Annotated in this window: 16 protein-coding genes; 15 read left to right on the top strand and 1 reads right to left on the bottom strand. The window is 39.4% G+C overall.

Annotated elements, in window-relative coordinates; genetic code table 11:
* Positions 1 to 2 precede the first annotated feature (2 nt).
* From ACWPUA_RS01870 to sdbB, 3 genes are all read left to right on the top strand, one after another.
* Positions 3 to 863, top strand: coding sequence for a methionyl aminopeptidase (locus ACWPUA_RS01870; protein WP_254724116.1), 861 nt, complete (start codon positions 3 to 5; stop codon positions 861 to 863).
* A gap of 127 nt (positions 864 to 990) precedes the next feature.
* A complete protein-coding gene (ccdA2, locus tag ACWPUA_RS01875) occupies positions 991 to 1698 on the top strand; it encodes a thiol-disulfide oxidoreductase-associated membrane protein CcdA2 (protein WP_254724117.1) in 708 nt (235 codons plus the stop codon).
* 12 nt (positions 1699 to 1710) lie between these two features.
* On the top strand, positions 1711 to 2274 hold the full coding sequence (sdbB, locus tag ACWPUA_RS01880; RefSeq protein ID WP_254724118.1) for a thiol-disulfide oxidoreductase-associated lipoprotein SdbB: 564 nt from the start codon (positions 1711 to 1713) through the stop codon (positions 2272 to 2274).
* A 63-nt stretch (positions 2275 to 2337) separates the two neighbouring features.
* Here sdbB and ACWPUA_RS01885 read toward each other — a convergent pair whose 3' ends face one another.
* Positions 2338 to 3324 carry an L-lactate dehydrogenase gene (locus ACWPUA_RS01885; protein ID WP_004253416.1) on the bottom strand — a complete coding sequence of 329 codons (987 nt, stop codon included), beginning with the start codon at positions 3322 to 3324 and terminating at the stop codon, positions 2338 to 2340.
* 194 nt (positions 3325 to 3518) lie between these two features.
* Here ACWPUA_RS01885 and gyrA point away from each other — a divergent pair, with 194 nt between their 5' ends.
* From gyrA to ACWPUA_RS01945, 12 genes are all read left to right on the top strand, one after another.
* Positions 3519 to 5987: a DNA gyrase subunit A gene (gyrA, locus tag ACWPUA_RS01890; RefSeq protein ID WP_454378789.1), complete on the top strand. Its 2469-nt coding sequence runs from the start codon at positions 3519 to 3521 to the stop codon at positions 5985 to 5987.
* Positions 5987 to 6733, top strand: a complete 747-nt coding sequence (locus tag ACWPUA_RS01895; protein WP_036757611.1) for a class A sortase — start codon at positions 5987 to 5989, stop codon at positions 6731 to 6733. Before gyrA ends, ACWPUA_RS01895 begins: the two co-directional genes overlap by 1 nt.
* Before the next feature lie 154 nt (positions 6734 to 6887).
* Entirely contained in the window at positions 6888 to 7964 is a 1077-nt protein-coding gene (locus ACWPUA_RS01900; RefSeq protein ID WP_254724120.1) for an aspartate-semialdehyde dehydrogenase, read from the top strand.
* Positions 7965 to 8247: 283 nt separating this feature from the next.
* Entirely contained in the window at positions 8248 to 9183 is a 936-nt protein-coding gene (gene dapA, locus ACWPUA_RS01905; protein WP_036757606.1) for a 4-hydroxy-tetrahydrodipicolinate synthase, read from the top strand.
* A 109-nt stretch (positions 9184 to 9292) separates the two neighbouring features.
* Positions 9293 to 10150: a DNA-processing protein DprA gene (gene dprA / locus ACWPUA_RS01910; protein WP_367618085.1), complete on the top strand. Its 858-nt coding sequence runs from the start codon at positions 9293 to 9295 to the stop codon at positions 10148 to 10150.
* Between the two features lie 120 nt (positions 10151 to 10270).
* Positions 10271 to 12358, top strand: coding sequence for a type I DNA topoisomerase (gene topA, locus ACWPUA_RS01915; protein WP_454378792.1), 2088 nt, complete (start codon positions 10271 to 10273; stop codon positions 12356 to 12358).
* Positions 12359 to 12466: 108 nt separating this feature from the next.
* A complete protein-coding gene (locus ACWPUA_RS01920) occupies positions 12467 to 12826 on the top strand; it encodes a YbaN family protein (protein WP_225750258.1) in 360 nt (119 codons plus the stop codon).
* Between the two features lie 92 nt (positions 12827 to 12918).
* The gene (locus ACWPUA_RS01925) at positions 12919 to 13551 is read left to right on the top strand and encodes a copper homeostasis protein CutC (RefSeq protein ID WP_414277014.1); all 633 of its coding nucleotides are present in this window, start codon (positions 12919 to 12921) and stop codon (positions 13549 to 13551) included.
* Between the two features lie 43 nt (positions 13552 to 13594).
* Positions 13595 to 14251, top strand: a complete 657-nt coding sequence (locus ACWPUA_RS01930; RefSeq protein WP_454378795.1) for an MmcQ/YjbR family DNA-binding protein — start codon at positions 13595 to 13597, stop codon at positions 14249 to 14251.
* A gap of 314 nt (positions 14252 to 14565) precedes the next feature.
* Positions 14566 to 16128 carry a 2-isopropylmalate synthase gene (locus tag ACWPUA_RS01935; RefSeq protein ID WP_454378797.1) on the top strand — a complete coding sequence of 521 codons (1563 nt, stop codon included), beginning with the start codon at positions 14566 to 14568 and terminating at the stop codon, positions 16126 to 16128.
* An 11-nt stretch (positions 16129 to 16139) separates the two neighbouring features.
* Positions 16140 to 17177: a 3-isopropylmalate dehydrogenase gene (gene leuB / locus ACWPUA_RS01940; protein WP_454378799.1), complete on the top strand. Its 1038-nt coding sequence runs from the start codon at positions 16140 to 16142 to the stop codon at positions 17175 to 17177.
* Positions 17174 to 17443, top strand: a complete 270-nt coding sequence (locus ACWPUA_RS01945) for a DUF1294 domain-containing protein (RefSeq protein ID WP_454378801.1) — start codon at positions 17174 to 17176, stop codon at positions 17441 to 17443. The genes leuB and ACWPUA_RS01945 overlap by 4 nt, the downstream gene beginning before the upstream one ends.
* Positions 17444 to 17445 lie beyond the last annotated feature (2 nt).

Raw genomic sequence — 17445 nt, forward strand, 5'->3', positions numbered from 1 at the left:
ACATGATTACATTAAAATCAGCTAGAGAAATCGAAGCTATGGATAAGGCTGGTGATTTTCTTGCAAGTATCCACATTGGCTTGCGTGATATCATCAAGCCAGGTGTTGATATGTGGGAAGTAGAAGAGTATGTTCGCCGTCGTTGTAAAGAAGAGAATTTCCTTCCACTACAGATTGGTGTTGATGGAGCAATGATGGACTATCCATATGCAACCTGCTGTTCGCTCAATGACGAAGTAGCACATGCCTTCCCTCGCCATTATATCCTCAAAGAGGGTGACCTTCTCAAGGTTGATATGGTCCTTGGTGGGCCAATCGCGAAGTCTGACCTCAATGTTTCTAAACTCAATTTTAACAACGTTGAGCAGATGAAAAAATACACTCAAAACTATACGGGTGGATTAGCTGATTCTTGTTGGGCATACGCAGTTGGTAAACCATCAGAAGAAGTTAAAAACTTGATGGACGTGACCAAGGAAGCTATGTATAAGGGTATCGAGAAAGCTGTTGTTGGCAACCGAATTGGTGATATTGGTGCAGCTATTCAAGAATATGCTGAAAGTCGTGGATACGGTGTTGTTCGTGATCTTGTAGGACACGGTGTTGGCCCAACTATGCATGAAGAACCAATGGTTCCTAACTATGGTGTAGCTGGTCGTGGTCTCCGTCTTCGAGAAGGTATGGTTTTGACAATCGAACCTATGATCAATACAGGTGATTGGGAAATCGATACAGACATGAAAACAGGCTGGGCTCACAAAACTATCGACGGTGGTCTATCATGTCAGTATGAACACCAGTTTGTTATTACCAAGGATGGACCTGTAATCTTGACAAGTCAAGGTGAAGAAGGAACTTATTAATAAAAAAGGGGAGCTGAGCTCCTTTTTTTATTCGTTAAAGTTGAAATAAAATTTGCGTAGCAGATATCTTACAAACGTTTTCTTTTATAGTAAAATAAAAGATAACTATATGAAAGAAGGTTCTTAATTGGAAAGTATTATATTTTTTATCTCTGTATTTTTAGCTGGGGTTTTATCGTTTTTCTCACCCTGCATATTTCCTTTATTACCAGTCTATGCAGGTGTTTTGTTAGATGATCAAGAGCAGTCAAAGACATTTCGGTTTTTAGGTAAAGATGTTGCCTGGTCAGGATTAATTCGGACATTCTGTTTTATCGCAGGTATCTCTCTGATTTTCTTTATTCTAGGGTTTGGAGCAGGATTTCTCGGCAACTTACTCTATGCTGATTGGTTTCGTTATGTTATGGGTGGTATTATTATCATACTAGGCTTACATCAGATGGAAATCCTTCATTTACAAAAATTAGAGTTCCAAAAAACAGTAAGATTTGATCAAAAACAGTCTAGTAAATATCTATCAGCCTTTCTATTAGGTATTAGCTTCAGCTTTGGTTGGACTCCATGTATTGGTCCAGTTTTAAGTTCAATTTTAGCATTAGCTGCCTCAGGAGGAAATGGAGCTCTTCAAGGGGCCTTATTAACCCTAGTTTATACTCTTGGAATGGCGCTTCCATTTTTAGTATTGGCCTTGGCATCAGGTCTCATCATGCCTTATTTTAGTAGAATTAAATCTCACCTACTCTTACTGAAAAGAATTGGTGGTTTACTAATTATTCTCATGGGAATTTTATTAATGTTGGGACAGTTAAATGTCTTATCCGGAATATTAGGATAAAAGGAGTTATCTATGAAAAAAATAATCTATTTTGGACTTAGTTTCTTATCTATCTTTCTTTTGATTGCTTGTGGCAAGGAAGAGAAGGAATCAAGTCAGGAAAATCAAACGACTCAAACACAGCAACAAGCAACGGTTAAGCAAATTGCTGTAGGAGCAGAAGCGCCGGATTTCACGCTCCAATCGATGGATGGAAAAGAAGTCAAACTATCTGATTTTAAAGGTAAAAAAGTTTATCTAAAATTCTGGGCTTCTTGGTGCGGACCATGTAAAAAAAGTATGCCAGAACTAATGGAACTTGCTGCAAAAGAAGATCGTGATTTTGAAATATTATCTATTATTGCACCAGGCCTTCAAGGTGAAAAAACCATAGACCAATTTCCAAAATGGTTTGAGGAGCAGGGCTATAAGGATATTCCTGTCCTATATGACACCAAGGGGACAACCTTCCAAGCCTATCAGATTCGAAGCATTCCAACAGAATTTCTAATCGATTCAAATGGTAAAATTGCCAAAATCCAAATAGGTGCAATTAGTAATGCAGATGCAGAAGCGGCGTTTGCACAAATGAATTAACGTTATAAAAAAATGTCTAGACTGTTTTGTCTAGACATTTCTTTTTTTAAAAATTTAATTGAATTAGTTTTTAGAAGCAGCTTGGAATTCTGGGTTTTTCCATGCTTCGTCAATAATTTCTTGTAATTCACGAGCAGAAAGTTGCATTTTTTGAGTTTCAGCGTCGTTCAATGGGATGTTAACTGGGCGAACGATACCATGCGCACCAACGATAGCTGGTTGACCGATAAAGACGTTTTCAACTCCGTATTGTCCTTCTTGGAAGACTGAAAGTGGAAGAACCGCATTTTCATCATCAAGGATAGCTTTTGTGATACGAGCAAGAGCAACTGCGATACCGTAGTATGTAGCACCTTTTTTGTTGATGATTGAGTAAGCAGCGTCACGAACTGAGATGAAGAGTTCAACAAGGTCAGCTTCATTCAAGTCACGGTTAGCTTGCAACCATTGTTCCAATTTAACACCGGCAACGTTAGCGTGTGACCAAACAGCAAACTCAGAGTCACCGTGTTCACCCATGATGTAGGCGTGAACTGAACGTGCATCAACACCGATAGTTTCAGCAAGTGCTTGACGGAAACGAGCTGAGTCAAGTGAAGTACCTGAACCGATAACACGTTCTTTAGGGAAACCTGAGAATTTCCAAGTTGAGTAAGTTAAAATGTCAACTGGGTTAGCAGCAACAAGGAAGATACCGTCAAATCCAGATGCAACAACTTGTTCAACGATTGATTTGTTGATAGCAAGGTTTTTTCCAACAAGATCAAGACGAGTTTCACCTGGTTTTTGTGGAGCACCAGCAGTGATAACTACAAGGTCTGCATCCGCACAGTCTTCGTACTTAGCTGCATAGATTTTTTTAGGTGAAGTAAAAGCTAGCGCGTGGCTAAGGTCTTCAGCATCACCAACTGCTTTTTCAAACAATTGAGGAATCTCAATGATACCAAGTTCTTGTGCAATTCCTTGTGTTACGAGGGCAAAAGCGTAAGATGAACCTACGGCACCGTCACCGACGAGGATAACTTTTTTGTGTTGTTTAGTTGCTGTCATTTGTCTAAACATCTCCTTTATTTTATTAAGTGGGAAACCCATTTGATTTCATTCTATCACTTTTGCTAAGCTTTGTCACGGATATACCTTCGTGATAAATATGTAAACGTTTTACACGTGTTGTTAGACTGTAAAATAGTACAAACTATGGTATAATATATCTAGTTACTAATAGTGAAATGAGGCATTTTTTAATGCAAGATAAAAATTTAGTGAATGTCAATCTGACCAAGGAGATGAAGACTAGCTTTATCGACTACGCCATGAGTGTAATCGTATCGCGTGCTCTTCCTGATGTTCGTGATGGGTTGAAACCTGTTCATCGTCGTATTTTGTACGGAATGAACGAATTAGGAGTTACGCCTGATAAACCTCATAAGAAATCTGCCCGTATTACAGGGGACGTAATGGGTAAATACCACCCACACGGGGATTTATCTATCTATGAAGCTATGGTTCGTATGGCTCAATGGTGGAGCTACCGCTACATGCTTGTAGATGGGCACGGTAACTTTGGTTCTATGGACGGTGATGGTGCTGCCGCGCAACGTTATACCGAAGCACGTATGAGCAAGATTGCTCTTGAAATGCTTCGCGATATCAATAAAAATACTGTTGATTTTGTTGATAACTATGATGCCAACGAGCGCGAACCTGTTGTTTTACCAGCTCGTTTCCCAAATCTTTTGGTCAATGGTGCCACAGGTATTGCCGTTGGAATGGCGACCAATATTCCACCTCATAATTTGGGTGAAACCATTGATGCTGTTAAACTCGTCATGGATAATCCTGAAGTTACAACCAAAGATTTGATGGAAGTTTTGCCTGGTCCAGACTTCCCAACTGGTGCCCTAGTTATGGGTAAATCAGGTATTCATAAGGCTTATGAGACTGGTAAGGGATCTATTGTTCTTCGTTCTCGTACGGAAATTGAAGAAACTAAAACAGGTCGCGAACGTATCGTTGTTACTGAATTCCCATATATGGTCAACAAAACCAAAGTACATGAACATATTGTGCGCTTAGTTCAGGAAAAACGTATCGATGGAATTACAGCTGTTCGTGATGAATCTAACCGTGAAGGTGTTCGCTTTGTTATTGAAGTTAGACGCGATGCATCAGCTAATGTTATTTTGAACAACTTATTCAAGATGACTCAGATGCAGACTAGCTTTGGTTTTAACATGCTTGCTATCCAAAATGGTGTTCCAAAGATTTTATCGCTTCGCCAAATCTTGGATGCATACATTGAGCACCAAAAAGAAGTTGTGACTCGTCGCACTCAATTTGATAAAGAAAAAGCTGAGGCACGCGCGCATATCTTGGAAGGTTTGCTAATTGCTCTGGATCATATTGATGAAGTCATTCGTATCATCCGTTCCAGCGAAACTGACCAAGAAGCTCAAGCGGAATTGATGAGCAAGTTCAAGCTATCTGAACGTCAAAGCCAAGCAATCCTAGACATGCGTCTCCGTCGTTTGACTGGCTTGGAGCGTGATAAGATTCAATCTGAATATGATGACCTCATTGCTTTGATTGCCGACTTAGCAGATATTCTTGCAAAACCAGAACGTGTGGCTCAAATCATCAAGGAAGAATTGGATGAAGTCAAACGCAAGTATGAAGATAAACGCCGTACTGAGTTAATGGTTGGTGAAGTCTTGACGCTTGAAGATGAAGACTTGATTGAAGAGTCTGATGTTCTTATCACTCTATCAAATAAAGGTTATATTAAACGTTTGGACCAAGACGAGTTTACTGCCCAAAAACGTGGTGGACGTGGCGTACAGGGAACAGGAGTCAAGGACGATGACTTTGTCCGTGAGTTGGTTTCTACCAGCACCCATGATCACTTGCTCTTCTTTACCAACAAAGGTCGTGTCTATCGTTTGAAAGGTTATGAAATCCCAGAATATGGTCGTACAGCCAAGGGATTGCCTGTAGTTAACCTCTTGAAACTGGATGAGGGAGAAAGCATCCAAACTATCATTAATGTCGAATCAGAACGTAGTGATGATGCATACATCTTCTTTACGACCCGAGCAGGTATTGTTAAGAGAACTAGCGTTAAAGAATTTGCCAACATTCGTCAAAATGGTCTAAAAGCCTTGAATTTGAAAGATGAGGACGAATTGATTAATGTTCTTCTTACTCAAGAAGATACTGATATCATTATCGGTACTAAGTTAGGCTATGCAGTTCGTTTCAACCAGTCATCCGTTCGTAGCATGAGTCGTAGTGCAACTGGTGTTAAAGGAGTGAATCTTCGTGAAGGTGATGCTGTAGTTGGCGCTAGAGTGATTACCGATCAAGATGAAGTTCTTATCATTACTGAAAAAGGATACGGTAAGCGTACAGTTGCCACTGAATATCCAACTAAAGGTCGTGCTGGTAAAGGTATGAAGACCGCTAATATTACTGATAAAAACGGTCAACTTGCAGGCCTACTAACAGTAAAAGGTGACGAAGATTTGATGGTTATCACAGATACTGGTGTCATGATTCGTACAAATGTTGCCAATATTTCTCAAACTGGACGTTCAACCATGGGAGTTAAGGTTATGCGTTTAGATGAGAACGCTAAGATTGTAACCTTTACTACAGTTGCAGCAGCTGAGAAAGAAGAAGTTGGGGCAGACAACGAAACAGAAAGTGAAGAATAATGTCTCAAAAAAGAACTAAGAGTAAAAAAAATAAACGTAAGAATCTGCTGATTAATATTTTAGCTGGCTTTCTAATCCTTTTGTCTCTAGCCTTGATTTTTAACTCAAAGATTCGTAATATCTTTATGGTTTGGAATACTAACAAGTATCAAGTTAGTCAAGTCTCTAAAGAGAAGCTTGAAGAGAACAATGGTGCAGAAGGAAATTTTGATTTTAATTCCGTGAAGGCTATTTCTTCGGAGGCTGTTTTATCATCCCAATGGGATGCACAACAGTTGCCTGTTATAGGTGGAATTGCAGTTCCTGAAGTAGAAATCAACTTGCCAATCTTTAAAGGTTTGGACAATGTAAACTTGTTCTACGGAGCAGGAACCATGAAACCAAATCAAAAAATGGGTGAAGGAAATTATTCTCTAGCTAGTCACCATATCTTTACAGCTGAGAATGCTAGCCAAATGCTATTTTCTCCTTTGGTTAATGCCAAAGAAGGAATGAAGATTTATCTGACTGATAAGGATAAAGTTTATACCTACGAAATTCGGGAAGTGAAACACGTAACCCCAGATCGAGTTGATGAAATTGATGATCGTGAAGGTATCAATGAAATTACCTTGGTCACTTGTGTAGACTATGATGCAACCGAACGGATTATCGTAAAGGGAGATTTAAAAGAAATCAAATCTTATTCAGACACTCCGTCAGATGTCTTGGCAGCATTTAATAAACCGTATAAACAAAGATATTAATTTGTAAATTTTAGAAAAAGGTTCGCTAATGATAGCGACCTTTTTTCTTGTCAATTTCAGAAAATAGATAAGGTAAAGACTTTTCAATTTTTCTAAAAAGTAGTATAATGTTTCTATTATAGAAATTTTTAGAAAATTCCAAAAGAGGTTTGTTATGGGATATACAGTTGCTGTTGTCGGTGCTACAGGTGCCGTTGGTGCTCAAATGATCAAAATGTTGGAAGAATCAACTCTTCCAATCGATAAGATTCGCTACCTTGCGTCTGCACGTTCTGCAGGAAAGGTCTTGCAATTCAAGGGCCAAGATGTGACTATTGAAGAAACAACAGAAGAAGCTTTTGAAGGAGTTGATATTGCTCTCTTCTCTGCTGGTGGTTCAACTTCTGCAAAATACGCACCTTATGCTGTTAAAGCAGGGGCAGTAGTAGTAGATAACACTTCTTATTTCCGTCAAAATCCAGATGTGCCATTGGTTGTTCCTGAAGTAAACGCCCATGCTCTGGATGCTCATAACGGGATCATCGCATGTCCTAACTGTTCAACTATTCAAATGATGGTAGCTCTTGAACCAGTTCGTCAAAAATGGGGCTTAGACCGTATCATCGTTTCAACTTATCAAGCTGTTTCAGGTGCTGGTATGGGAGCCATTCTTGAGACACAACGTGAATTGCGTGAAGTCTTGAATGATGGTGTAAATCCACGTGATTTGCATGCGGAAATCTTGCCATCAGGTGGCGATAAGAAACACTATCCAATTGCTTTTAATGCCCTTCCTCAAATTGACGTCTTCACTGATAATGACTACACTTATGAAGAAATGAAGATGACAAAGGAAACTAAGAAAATCATGGAAGACGATAGCATTGCCGTTTCAGCAACTTGCGTGCGTATTCCTGTCTTGTCAGCTCACTCTGAGTCTGTTTACATTGAAACAAAAGAAGTGGCTCCAATCGATGAAGTCAAAGCTGCGATTGCTGCCTTTCCAGGTGCAGTTCTTGAAGACGATGTGGCTCACCAAATCTATCCACAAGCTATCAATGCGGTTGGTTCTCGCGATACCTTTGTCGGACGTATCCGTAAAGACTTGGATGCTGAAAAAGGGATCCACATGTGGGTGGTGTCTGATAACCTTCTTAAAGGTGCTGCTTGGAACTCAGTTCAAATTGCAGAAACTTTACATGAACGTGGTTTGGTTCGTCCAACTACAGAATTAAAATTTGAATTGAAATAGGGAGCAAAACAGAAATCAGTAACTCGAAGAGTTTGATTTCTTCCTCGCTTTTATAATTTAAGGCTCAGGCTATAAAAGTCCACCGGACTTTTATACTCCCCCCGCACAGTTGATTAGTAAGTACGAATGTTGCAAACATGAGTAGTTCCAATCAACCACTGCGTTATGAAACAGAAACCAGTAACTCGAAGAGTTTGATTTCTTCCTCTTATTTTATGTACATAACAGGAGGCAAAGGCAAGTATGCCCCAGCCTCTTTCTTATATAGAGAAAGGTTTTTTCTATGGCTTATCAAGATTTAAAAGAGTGTAAAATTATCACGGCTTTTATTACCCCTTTTCATGAAGATGGGTCAATAAATTTCGACGCTATTCCAAAATTGATTGAACATCTATTGGCACATCACACAGACGGAATTCTCTTGGCGGGGACGACTGCTGAGAGTCCGACTCTTACTCACGATGAGGAGTTGCAATTGTTTGCAGCTGTTCAGAAGGTTGTTAATGGACGTGTTCCTTTAATTGCTGGTGTTGGTACTAATGATACACGCGACTCTATTGAGTTCGTCAAAGAAGTAGCAGAATTTGGAGGCTTTGCGGCTGGTCTTGCGATTGTTCCTTACTACAATAAACCATCTCAAGAAGGAATGTATCAACACTTTAAAGCTATTGCAGATGCTTCTGATTTACCCATCATTATCTATAATATTCCAGGTCGTGTAGTAGTTGAGTTGACACCAGAAACCATGCTTCGCTTAGCGGAACATCCAAATATCATTGGTGTCAAGGAATGTACCAGCCTTGCAAATATGGCTTATTTGATTGAGCACAAACCAGAAGAATTCTTGATCTACACTGGTGAAGATGGAGATGCTTTCCATGCTATGAACCTTGGTGCTGATGGGGTTATCTCTGTTGCTTCTCATACCAATGGTGATGAAATGTATGAAATGTTCACTGCGATTGAAGAGAGTGATATGAAGAAGGCTGCAGCTATTCAACGTAAGTTTATTCCCAAAGTTAATGCTCTCTTCTCATACCCAAGTCCTGCACCTGTTAAGGCAGTCCTCAACTATATGGGATTTGAAGCTGGTCCAACTCGCCTCCCATTGGTTCCTGCGCCTGAAGAGGATGCTAAACGCATTATCAAGGTTGTTATTGACGGAGACTATGAGGCGACTAAAGCGACTGTCACTGGAGTTCTTCGACCTGATTATTAAGATAACAAATATAAAAAGAAACTTCCTACAAGTAAAAATTGTTGGGAGTTTTTTTCTTTTTCTACGAATATATAAATAGAGAGAGGATAACAAGGAGTTAATAATGAAGATTAAGATTGATAATTTTGAGATTTATAAGTTAAAGCAAGCAGGTTTAAGTAATCAGCAGGTTCTAAAAGTACTTCAATACGGAGAAATTTATGATCAGGAATTGAGTTTAGAGACAATCGCTGAAGCCTCAGAGTGTCGTAATCCAGTAGTTTTTATGGAGCGGTACCATAAACTGACTTTTGAAAGCATGGAACGCCTGAAGAAAGATTTTGAAAAGTTCCCATCATTTTCAATTTTGGATGATGTTTATCCCATTTCACTCAGTGAAATTTATGATGCACCTGTATTGCTTTTTTATAAAGGAGATTTAAATCTCTTGAAATTACCCAAGGTTGCAGTTGTAGGTAGTCGCTCTTGTAGTCAAATTGGAACCAAATCAGTCCGTAAAATCATTGAAGAATTGGAAAATGAATTAGTTGTGGTGAGTGGACTTGCTAGAGGAATTGATACAGCAGCCCATATGTCTGTTCTACAAACTGGGGGCAAAACGATTGGCATTATTGGGACTGGTTTAGATGTCTATTATCCCCGCTCCAATAAACGCCTTCAAGAATACATTGGAGAACATCATTTGCTTCTAAGCGAGTACGGTCCAGGAGAAGAACCTTTGAAATATCACTTTCCTGCCAGAAATCGCATTATTGCAGGATTGTGTCGAGGAGTCATCGTTGCAGAAGCTAAAATGAGATCTGGTAGCTTAATCACTTGTGAGCGTGCCATGGAGGAAGGTAGAGATGTCTTTGCGATTCCAGGTTCCATTTTAGATGGACGCTCAGACGGCTGTCATCATTTAATCCAAGAAGGAGCAAAACTAGCAACATGTGGGCAGGATATACTAGCAGAATTTGAATTTTAATGAATGAAATGATTTCATTTAGCAAACTTTTCTTCTATTATATGGGTGTTATGTCTTGACAGGTTTTTAAAAATGGTTTACACTTTATAAAGTTTAATTACTTTGAGAAGGTGTGATACTGTGGTAACGGCAACCAAAAAGAAAAAATCAACAAGTAAAAAAAATCTTGTAATCGTGGAGTCGCCTGCTAAGGCGAAAACGATTGAGAAATATCTAGGACGTAATTATAAGGTTTTAGCCAGCGTAGGACATATTCGTGATTTGAAAAAATCAAGTATGTCAGTTGACGTGGAAAATAATTACGAACCGCAATATATCAATATTCGTGGGAAAGGTCCTCTCATCAATGATTTGAAAAAAGAAGCTAAGAAAGCCAATAAAGTCTTTCTTGCAAGTGACCCGGACCGGGAAGGGGAGGCTATTTCATGGCATTTAGCGCATATTTTAGATCTAGACGAGAATGATACCAACCGTGTTGTTTTCAACGAGATTACCAAAGATGCAGTAAAAAATGCCTTTAAAGAACCTCGTAAAATCAATATGGATTTGGTCGATGCCCAACAAGCCCGTCGTGTTTTGGACCGTTTAGTGGGGTATTCAATTTCACCAATTCTTTGGAAAAAGGTTAAAAAAGGCTTATCAGCAGGACGTGTTCAGTCTGTTGCTCTTAAGCTAATCATTGATCGTGAAAATGAAATCAATGCCTTCCAACCAGAAGAATATTGGACGATTGATGGTGTTTTTAAAAAAGGTACCAAGCAATTCCAAGCTTCTTTTTATGGAATGAATGGCAAGAAGATGAAGTTGACTACCAATGATGAAGTCAAAAAAGTTTTATCTCATTTGAACAGCAAGGATTTTACAGTTGATCAAGTAGATAAAAAGGAAAGAAAGCGCAATGCTCCTCTTCCATATACAACGTCTTCTATGCAGATGGATGCTGCTAACAAGATTAACTTCCGTACTCGAAAGACGATGATGGTTGCTCAGCAACTCTATGAAGGAATCAATATCGGTACAGGTGTCCAAGGTTTGATCACCTATATGCGTACGGATTCTACTCGTATCAGTCCAGTTGCTCAGAATGAAGCCGCTAGCTACATCAATGAACGTTTTGGTAGTATGTATTCTAAACATGGTAGCAAGGTGAAAAATGCCTCTGGCGCTCAAGACGCCCACGAAGCTATTCGTCCTTCAAGTGTCTTTAATACACCTGAGAAAATTGCTAAGTATTTGGATAAAGACCAGCTAAAACTTTATACCCTTATCTGGAACCGCTTTGTAGCGAGTCAAATGACTGGTGCAATTTTTGATACCATGGCTGTTAAACTTTCACAAAATGGTGTTCAATTCGCGGCGAATGGTAGTCAGGTTAAGTTTGATGGTTATTTAGCCATTTACAATGATTCTGATAAGAATAAGATGCTGCCAGATATGAAGGTGGGTGATGTTGTTAAACAGGTTAATAGCAAACCTGAACAACATTTCACACAACCACCGGCACGATATTCAGAAGCAACACTGATTAAAACCTTGGAAGAAAATGGAGTTGGACGTCCATCTACCTATGCTCCAACCATTGAAACAATCCAAAAACGTTACTATGTAAGACTAGCATCTAAACGCTTTGAACCAACTGATTTGGGACAAGTTGTTAACAAGCTGATTGTCGAATATTTCCCAGACATTGTTAACGTGAAGTTTACCGCTGAAATGGAAGGTAAACTGGACGATGTTGAGGTCGGAAAAGAAGAGTGGCAACGGGTTATTGATGAATTTTACAAACCATTCTCTAAAGAGGTCGCAAAAGCTGAAGCAGAGATGGAAAAAATTCAAATCAAGGATGAGCCAGCTGGATTTGACTGTGAAGTTTGTGGTAGTCCTATGGTAATTAAGATTGGACGCTTCGGTAAGTTTTACGCATGTAGTAATTTTCCAGATTGTCGACATACGCAAGCCATTGTTAAAGAAGTCGGTGTTACATGTCCAAATTGTCATCAAGGGCAAATTATCGAACGTAAAACCAAACGTAATCGTATTTTCTATGGATGCAATCGTTATCCAGAATGTGAGTTTACCTCTTGGGATAAACCTGTTGGACGTGATTGTCCTAAATGTGGTCAATTCCTCATGGAGAAAAAAATCCGTGGTGGCGGAAAACAGATTGTATGTAGCAATGGTGACTACGAGGAAGAAAAGATTAAATAAAATTAATTAGGGCTGAAATGATAATTTCAGCTCTTTTTAATTTAAACTTGACAGATTTTATCTTTTTATGCTTAACTAGAAGAAGATTATTCTTACTTAGGAGTAGATATGCGCATTATTTATCTTAGCATTGGATTTATTTCACTAGCTTTAGCAATCGTTGGAGTTGTCTTGCCACTATTACCGACAACACCCTTTCTCTTGTTGTCAATAGCTTGTTTTTCAAAATCTTCTAAACGTTTTGAAGATTGGCTCTATCATACCAAGCTTTATCAAACTTATGTTGCGGACTTTAGAGAAACTAAGTCTATTGCGCGTGAACGAAAGAAGAAGATTATCGTATCGATTTATATTTTGATGGGAATCTCCATTTATTTTGCTCCGCTCTTACCTGTAAAAATTGCTTTAGGCTGCTTAACAGTATTTATAACCTATTATCTCTTTAAGGTAATACCAGATAAAGAATAGCTAAAAAAGTAATGATTTCCCTTGATAAAAAATAGAGATTACTAAAAATAATATGATATAATAATATTAAAGAAACTTTCAAGGAGTATCAAATGATTTACGAATTTTGTGCTGAAAATGTGACCTTGCTTGAAAAAGCTATGCAGGCAGGAGCTCGCCGTATTGAACTCTGTGATAATTTAGCAGTTGGTGGAACGACACCAAGCTACGGAGTAACCAAGGCAGCTGTTGAACTTGCATCAAACTACGATACGACTATCATGACGATGATTCGTCCACGTGGTGGTGACTTTGTTTATAATGACCTCGAGATTTCTATTATGCTTGAGGATATTCGTCTAACTGCTCAAGCAGGAAGCCAAGGCGTTGTTTTTGGTGCATTGACTGCTGATAAGAAGTTGGATAAGGCTAACCTCGAAAAGTTGATTGCTGCATCTAAAGGTATGGAGATTGTCTTCCATATGGCTTTCGATGATTTGAGCGATGAAGATCAGTTGGAAGCCATTGATTGGCTTAGTCAAGCTGGAGTGACACGCATCCTGACTCGTGCTGGTGTATCTGGTGATTCACTCGAGAAACGTTTTGAGCACTATCGTAGAATTCTCGAACATGCTGCAGGTAAAATTGAAATCCTACCGGGTGGAGGGATTGACATGGACAACCGTCAAACCTTTATTGATCAACTAGGTGTGACACAATTACATGGAACCAAGGTTGTCTTTTAAAAAATAGAAAGGAACTGCTAGCTTTTGGTAGCAGTTTTCGCTTATGTTTGAAATTTTTAAAGCCTATCAGTTTAATAGTAAAAAGGCTAAAGAGTATGGATTTGTAGAAAATCAAGGTGTATGGACCTATAATTCGACTATCTTGCAGGAAGATTTTCTCATGATGGTTACAGTTGAGGATGGGGACTTAAGTTTTCGAGTTTATGACCAAGAAACTGGCGAACTCTATCCTCAAGTTCATATGGAAAGTATGAGAGGTACTTTTGTTGGAAGCGTTCGAGAGGCTTGTTTAGAAGTTCTTTATGGCATTCGAAAGGCTTGTTTTGAGGTACAGGAATTTCTCTGTCCACAGACCAGGAGAATCATGGCGCTTGTTCAAGAAAAGTATGGCAATCAGCTGGAATATCTATGGGAGAAATCACCTGATACGGCGGTTTTGCGTCATGAAGATAATCAGAAATGGTATGCTATTTTAATGAGAATTCCTTGGGATAGGCTAGATAAGGGTAGAGAAGGGCTAGTGGAAGCAGTCAACCTCAAACACGACCAAGTAGCTGACTTGCTTTCACAAAATGGGATTTATCCAGCCTTTCATATGAATAAACGCTATTGGATTAGTCTTCCACTCGATGACACTCTAACTGACGAAAAGGTCCTTGAATTATTTGAGAGAAGTTGGTTATTGACTTCTAAGAAATAAATAAACATATTTGAGTTTTCAAATACTTTCAATTCGCAAAATATTCTTTATTGAAGAAATTTTCAGAAAATATTGGATTTTTTCTTGACAAGTGATTTTTCCTATGCTAGAATACTAAACAAGACATCAAACAAAGGAGAAAGCCAAACATGAAAACAGCCAAGTTTAATCAATTTGCTTTGTTGTTGAGGTACTCGGACTAGTGCAAAAGCATTAGTCCTGTTTGGCTTACCAAGCGGGAGTAAATCAACATCTCGCTTGGAACTCCGAGCGAGATGTTTTTTCTATATCGAAAATGTGAAGGGAGAATTCTCATGCGTGTAGTTGAGTTTTTAGATACCAGTCTCCGAGATGGTGAGCAGACACCAGGTGTCAATTTTTCAATAAAGGAAAAGGTTGCTATAGCAAAACAGCTAGAGAAATGGGGAATTTCAGCAATTGAAGCTGGTTTTCCAGCTGCTAGTCCAGATTCATTTACAGCTGTTCAAGAAATCGCTAAAGCCATGAAAAAAACAGCAGTGACAGGATTAGCTCGTTCTGTTAAATCAGACATTGACGCTTGTTATGAAGCACTTAAAGATGCAAAGTATCCTCAGATTCACGTCTTTATCGCTACCAGTCCGATTCACCGTAAGTATAAGCTCAATAAGAGTAAGGAAGAGATTTTGGAAGCAATCAGTGAACATGTTTCCTATGCAAGGAGCAAGTTTGAAGTAGTAGAATTCTCTCCAGAAGATGCTACTAGAACTGAGCTGGACTTTCTCCTACAAGTCGTTCAAACTGCGGTCGATGCGGGTGCGACTTATATCAATATTCCTGATACAGTAGGTTTTACAACTCCAGAGGAATATGGAAGTATCTTTAAATATCTGATTGACAATGTCCAAACAGACCGTCAGATTATCTATTCACCTCACTGCCATGATGACCTTGGAACGGCGGTAGCAAATAGCCTCGCTGCTGTTAAGAATGGTGCAGGACGTGTCGAGGGAACCATTAACGGAATCGGAGAACGAGCCGGGAATGCTGCTTTAGAAGAAATAGCAGTAGCTCTCAATATTCGCCAAGATTATTACCAAGCAGAGACAAGTATCGTCCTAAACGAAACGATTAATACGTCCGAAATGGTCTCTCGCTTCTCAGGGATTCCAGTTCCCAAAAATAAGGCAGTTGTCGGTGGAAATGCCTTCTCTCATGAATCAGGTATTCACCAAGACGGAGTTCTTAAAAACCCACTTACCTATGAGATCATCACCCCAGAGTTGGTGGGTGTTAAAAGTAATAGTCTTCCGCTCGGAAAATTATCTGGTCGACATGCCTTTGTAGAGAAACTGAGAGAACTGGCCTTAGACTTCACAGAAGAGGATATCAAGCCGCTCTTTGACAAATTCAAATCACTTGCAGATAAGAAACAAGAAGTCACAGACACAGATATTCGTGCTCTGGTAGCTGGAAGCATGGTTGAAAATTCGGAAGGTTTCCACTTTGATGATTTACAACTTCAAACTCATGCGGAAAATGAAATTGAAGCGACTGTTAGATTGGTTAATTTGGATGGTGAGAAAGTCGACTTTAATGCGACTGGACAAGGTTCTGTTGAGGCTATCTTTAACGCTGTTGATAAGTTCTTTAATCAATCTGTTCGCCTGGTATCCTACACCATTGATGCGGTAACAGATGGAATCGATGCTCAGGCTAGAGTCTTAGTTACTGTTGAAAACAAAGATACAGAAACCATCTTTAACGCAGCCGGAATTGATTTCGATGTGTTGAAGGCCTCAGCTATTGCTTACATCAATGCTAATACTTTTGTTCAAAAAGAGAATACCGGAGAGATAGGTCCAAATGTTTCCTATCGCGACATGCCTAGTCTTTAAAGGAGAATACCATGACAAAGAAAATTGTTGCCCTAGCAGGTGATGGGATTGGACCAGAAATTATGGAAGCTGGTTTAGAAGTTCTTGCATCGATAGCCGAAAAAACAGGATTTGACTTTGAGATAGATAGACGACCATTTGGAGGTGCAGGTATTGATGCTACAGGACATCCATTACCAGATGAAACTTTAAAGGCTGCTAGACAAGCAGACACTATTCTCCTAGCAGCTATCGGTAGTCCCCAGTATGATAATGCCGCAGTTCGACCTGAACAAGGTTTGCTTGCTCTTCGTAAGGAACTCAATCTCTATGCCAATATTCGTCCGGTAAAGATATTTGAGAGTCTCAAGCATTTATCTCCTCTCAAACCTGAACGAATTACTGGTGTTGACTTTGTTGTAGTACGTGAGTTGACAGGTGGAATTTACTTTGGTGAACATATCCTTGACGAGCGCAAAGCGCGTGATATCAATGACTATAGCTATGAGGAAGTGGAGCGGATTATTCGTAAGGCTTTTGAAATCGCAAGGAGTCGGAGAAAAATCCTTACCAGTATTGATAAGCAAAATGTTTTGGCAACCTCAAAACTTTGGCGAAGAGTGGCTGAGGAAGTCGCAAAAGATTTTCCAGATGTAATCCTGGAACACCAGTTGGTCGACTCAGCTGCTATGCTCATGATTACCAATCCAGCCAAGTTTGATGTTATCGTGACAGAGAATCTTTTCGGAGATATCCTCTCAGACGAATCAAGTGTTTTATCTGGTACACTTGGGGTTATGCCATCAGCCAGTCATTCTGAGAATGGACCGAGTCTCTATGAACCCATTCATGGTTCAGCGCCTGATATAGCAGGCCTAGGAATCGCCAATCCTATTTCGATGATTTTATCAATTGCTATGATGTTGCGAGATAGTTTTGGACGATATGAGGATGCTGACCGTATTGAGTGCGCTGTTGAAGCAACTTTAGCTGCAGGAATTTTAACGAGAGATATAGGAGGACAGGCTTCTACCAAGGAAATGACAGAAGCCATTATCGCAAGATTATGAAACTAAACGAAGGAATTACTTTTGTCCTACTGATTTGGAATCTTTTGACTTTTATGATCTATGGAATTGACAAATCCAGGGCAAAGAGAGGTGCTTGGCGCATCCCTGAAAAATATTTATTATCATTTGCATTCTTATGTGGTGGTTTTGGTGCTTGGTTGGCAGGTGTTACCTTTCACCACAAGACTAGAAAATGGTATTTTAAAACGGTTTGGTTCCTAGGAATAGTGACTACACTAGTAGCTTTGTATTTGATATGGAGGTAATG

The sequence above is a fragment of the Streptococcus sp. Marseille-Q6504 genome, from assembly GCF_965111625.1.

Coding starts and splice junctions, on each gene's coding strand:
- ACWPUA_RS01935 (WP_454378797.1), top strand. CDS start 14,566: ATGCGTGTAGTTGAGTTTTTAGATACCAGTCTCCGAGATGGTGAGCAG.
- leuB (WP_454378799.1), top strand. CDS start 16,140: ATGACAAAGAAAATTGTTGCCCTAGCAGGTGATGGGATTGGACCAGAA.
- ACWPUA_RS01920 (WP_225750258.1), top strand. CDS start 12,467: ATGCGCATTATTTATCTTAGCATTGGATTTATTTCACTAGCTTTAGCA.
- ACWPUA_RS01870 (WP_254724116.1), top strand. CDS start 3: ATGATTACATTAAAATCAGCTAGAGAAATCGAAGCTATGGATAAGGCT.
- ACWPUA_RS01885 (WP_004253416.1), bottom strand. CDS start 3,324: ATGACAGCAACTAAACAACACAAAAAAGTTATCCTCGTCGGTGACGGT.
- ACWPUA_RS01895 (WP_036757611.1), top strand. CDS start 5,987: ATGTCTCAAAAAAGAACTAAGAGTAAAAAAAATAAACGTAAGAATCTG.
- ACWPUA_RS01900 (WP_254724120.1), top strand. CDS start 6,888: ATGGGATATACAGTTGCTGTTGTCGGTGCTACAGGTGCCGTTGGTGCT.
- sdbB (WP_254724118.1), top strand. CDS start 1,711: ATGAAAAAAATAATCTATTTTGGACTTAGTTTCTTATCTATCTTTCTT.
- ACWPUA_RS01930 (WP_454378795.1), top strand. CDS start 13,595: ATGTTTGAAATTTTTAAAGCCTATCAGTTTAATAGTAAAAAGGCTAAA.
- ACWPUA_RS01945 (WP_454378801.1), top strand. CDS start 17,174: ATGAAACTAAACGAAGGAATTACTTTTGTCCTACTGATTTGGAATCTT.
- dapA (WP_036757606.1), top strand. CDS start 8,248: ATGGCTTATCAAGATTTAAAAGAGTGTAAAATTATCACGGCTTTTATT.
- ACWPUA_RS01925 (WP_414277014.1), top strand. CDS start 12,919: ATGATTTACGAATTTTGTGCTGAAAATGTGACCTTGCTTGAAAAAGCT.
- gyrA (WP_454378789.1), top strand. CDS start 3,519: ATGCAAGATAAAAATTTAGTGAATGTCAATCTGACCAAGGAGATGAAG.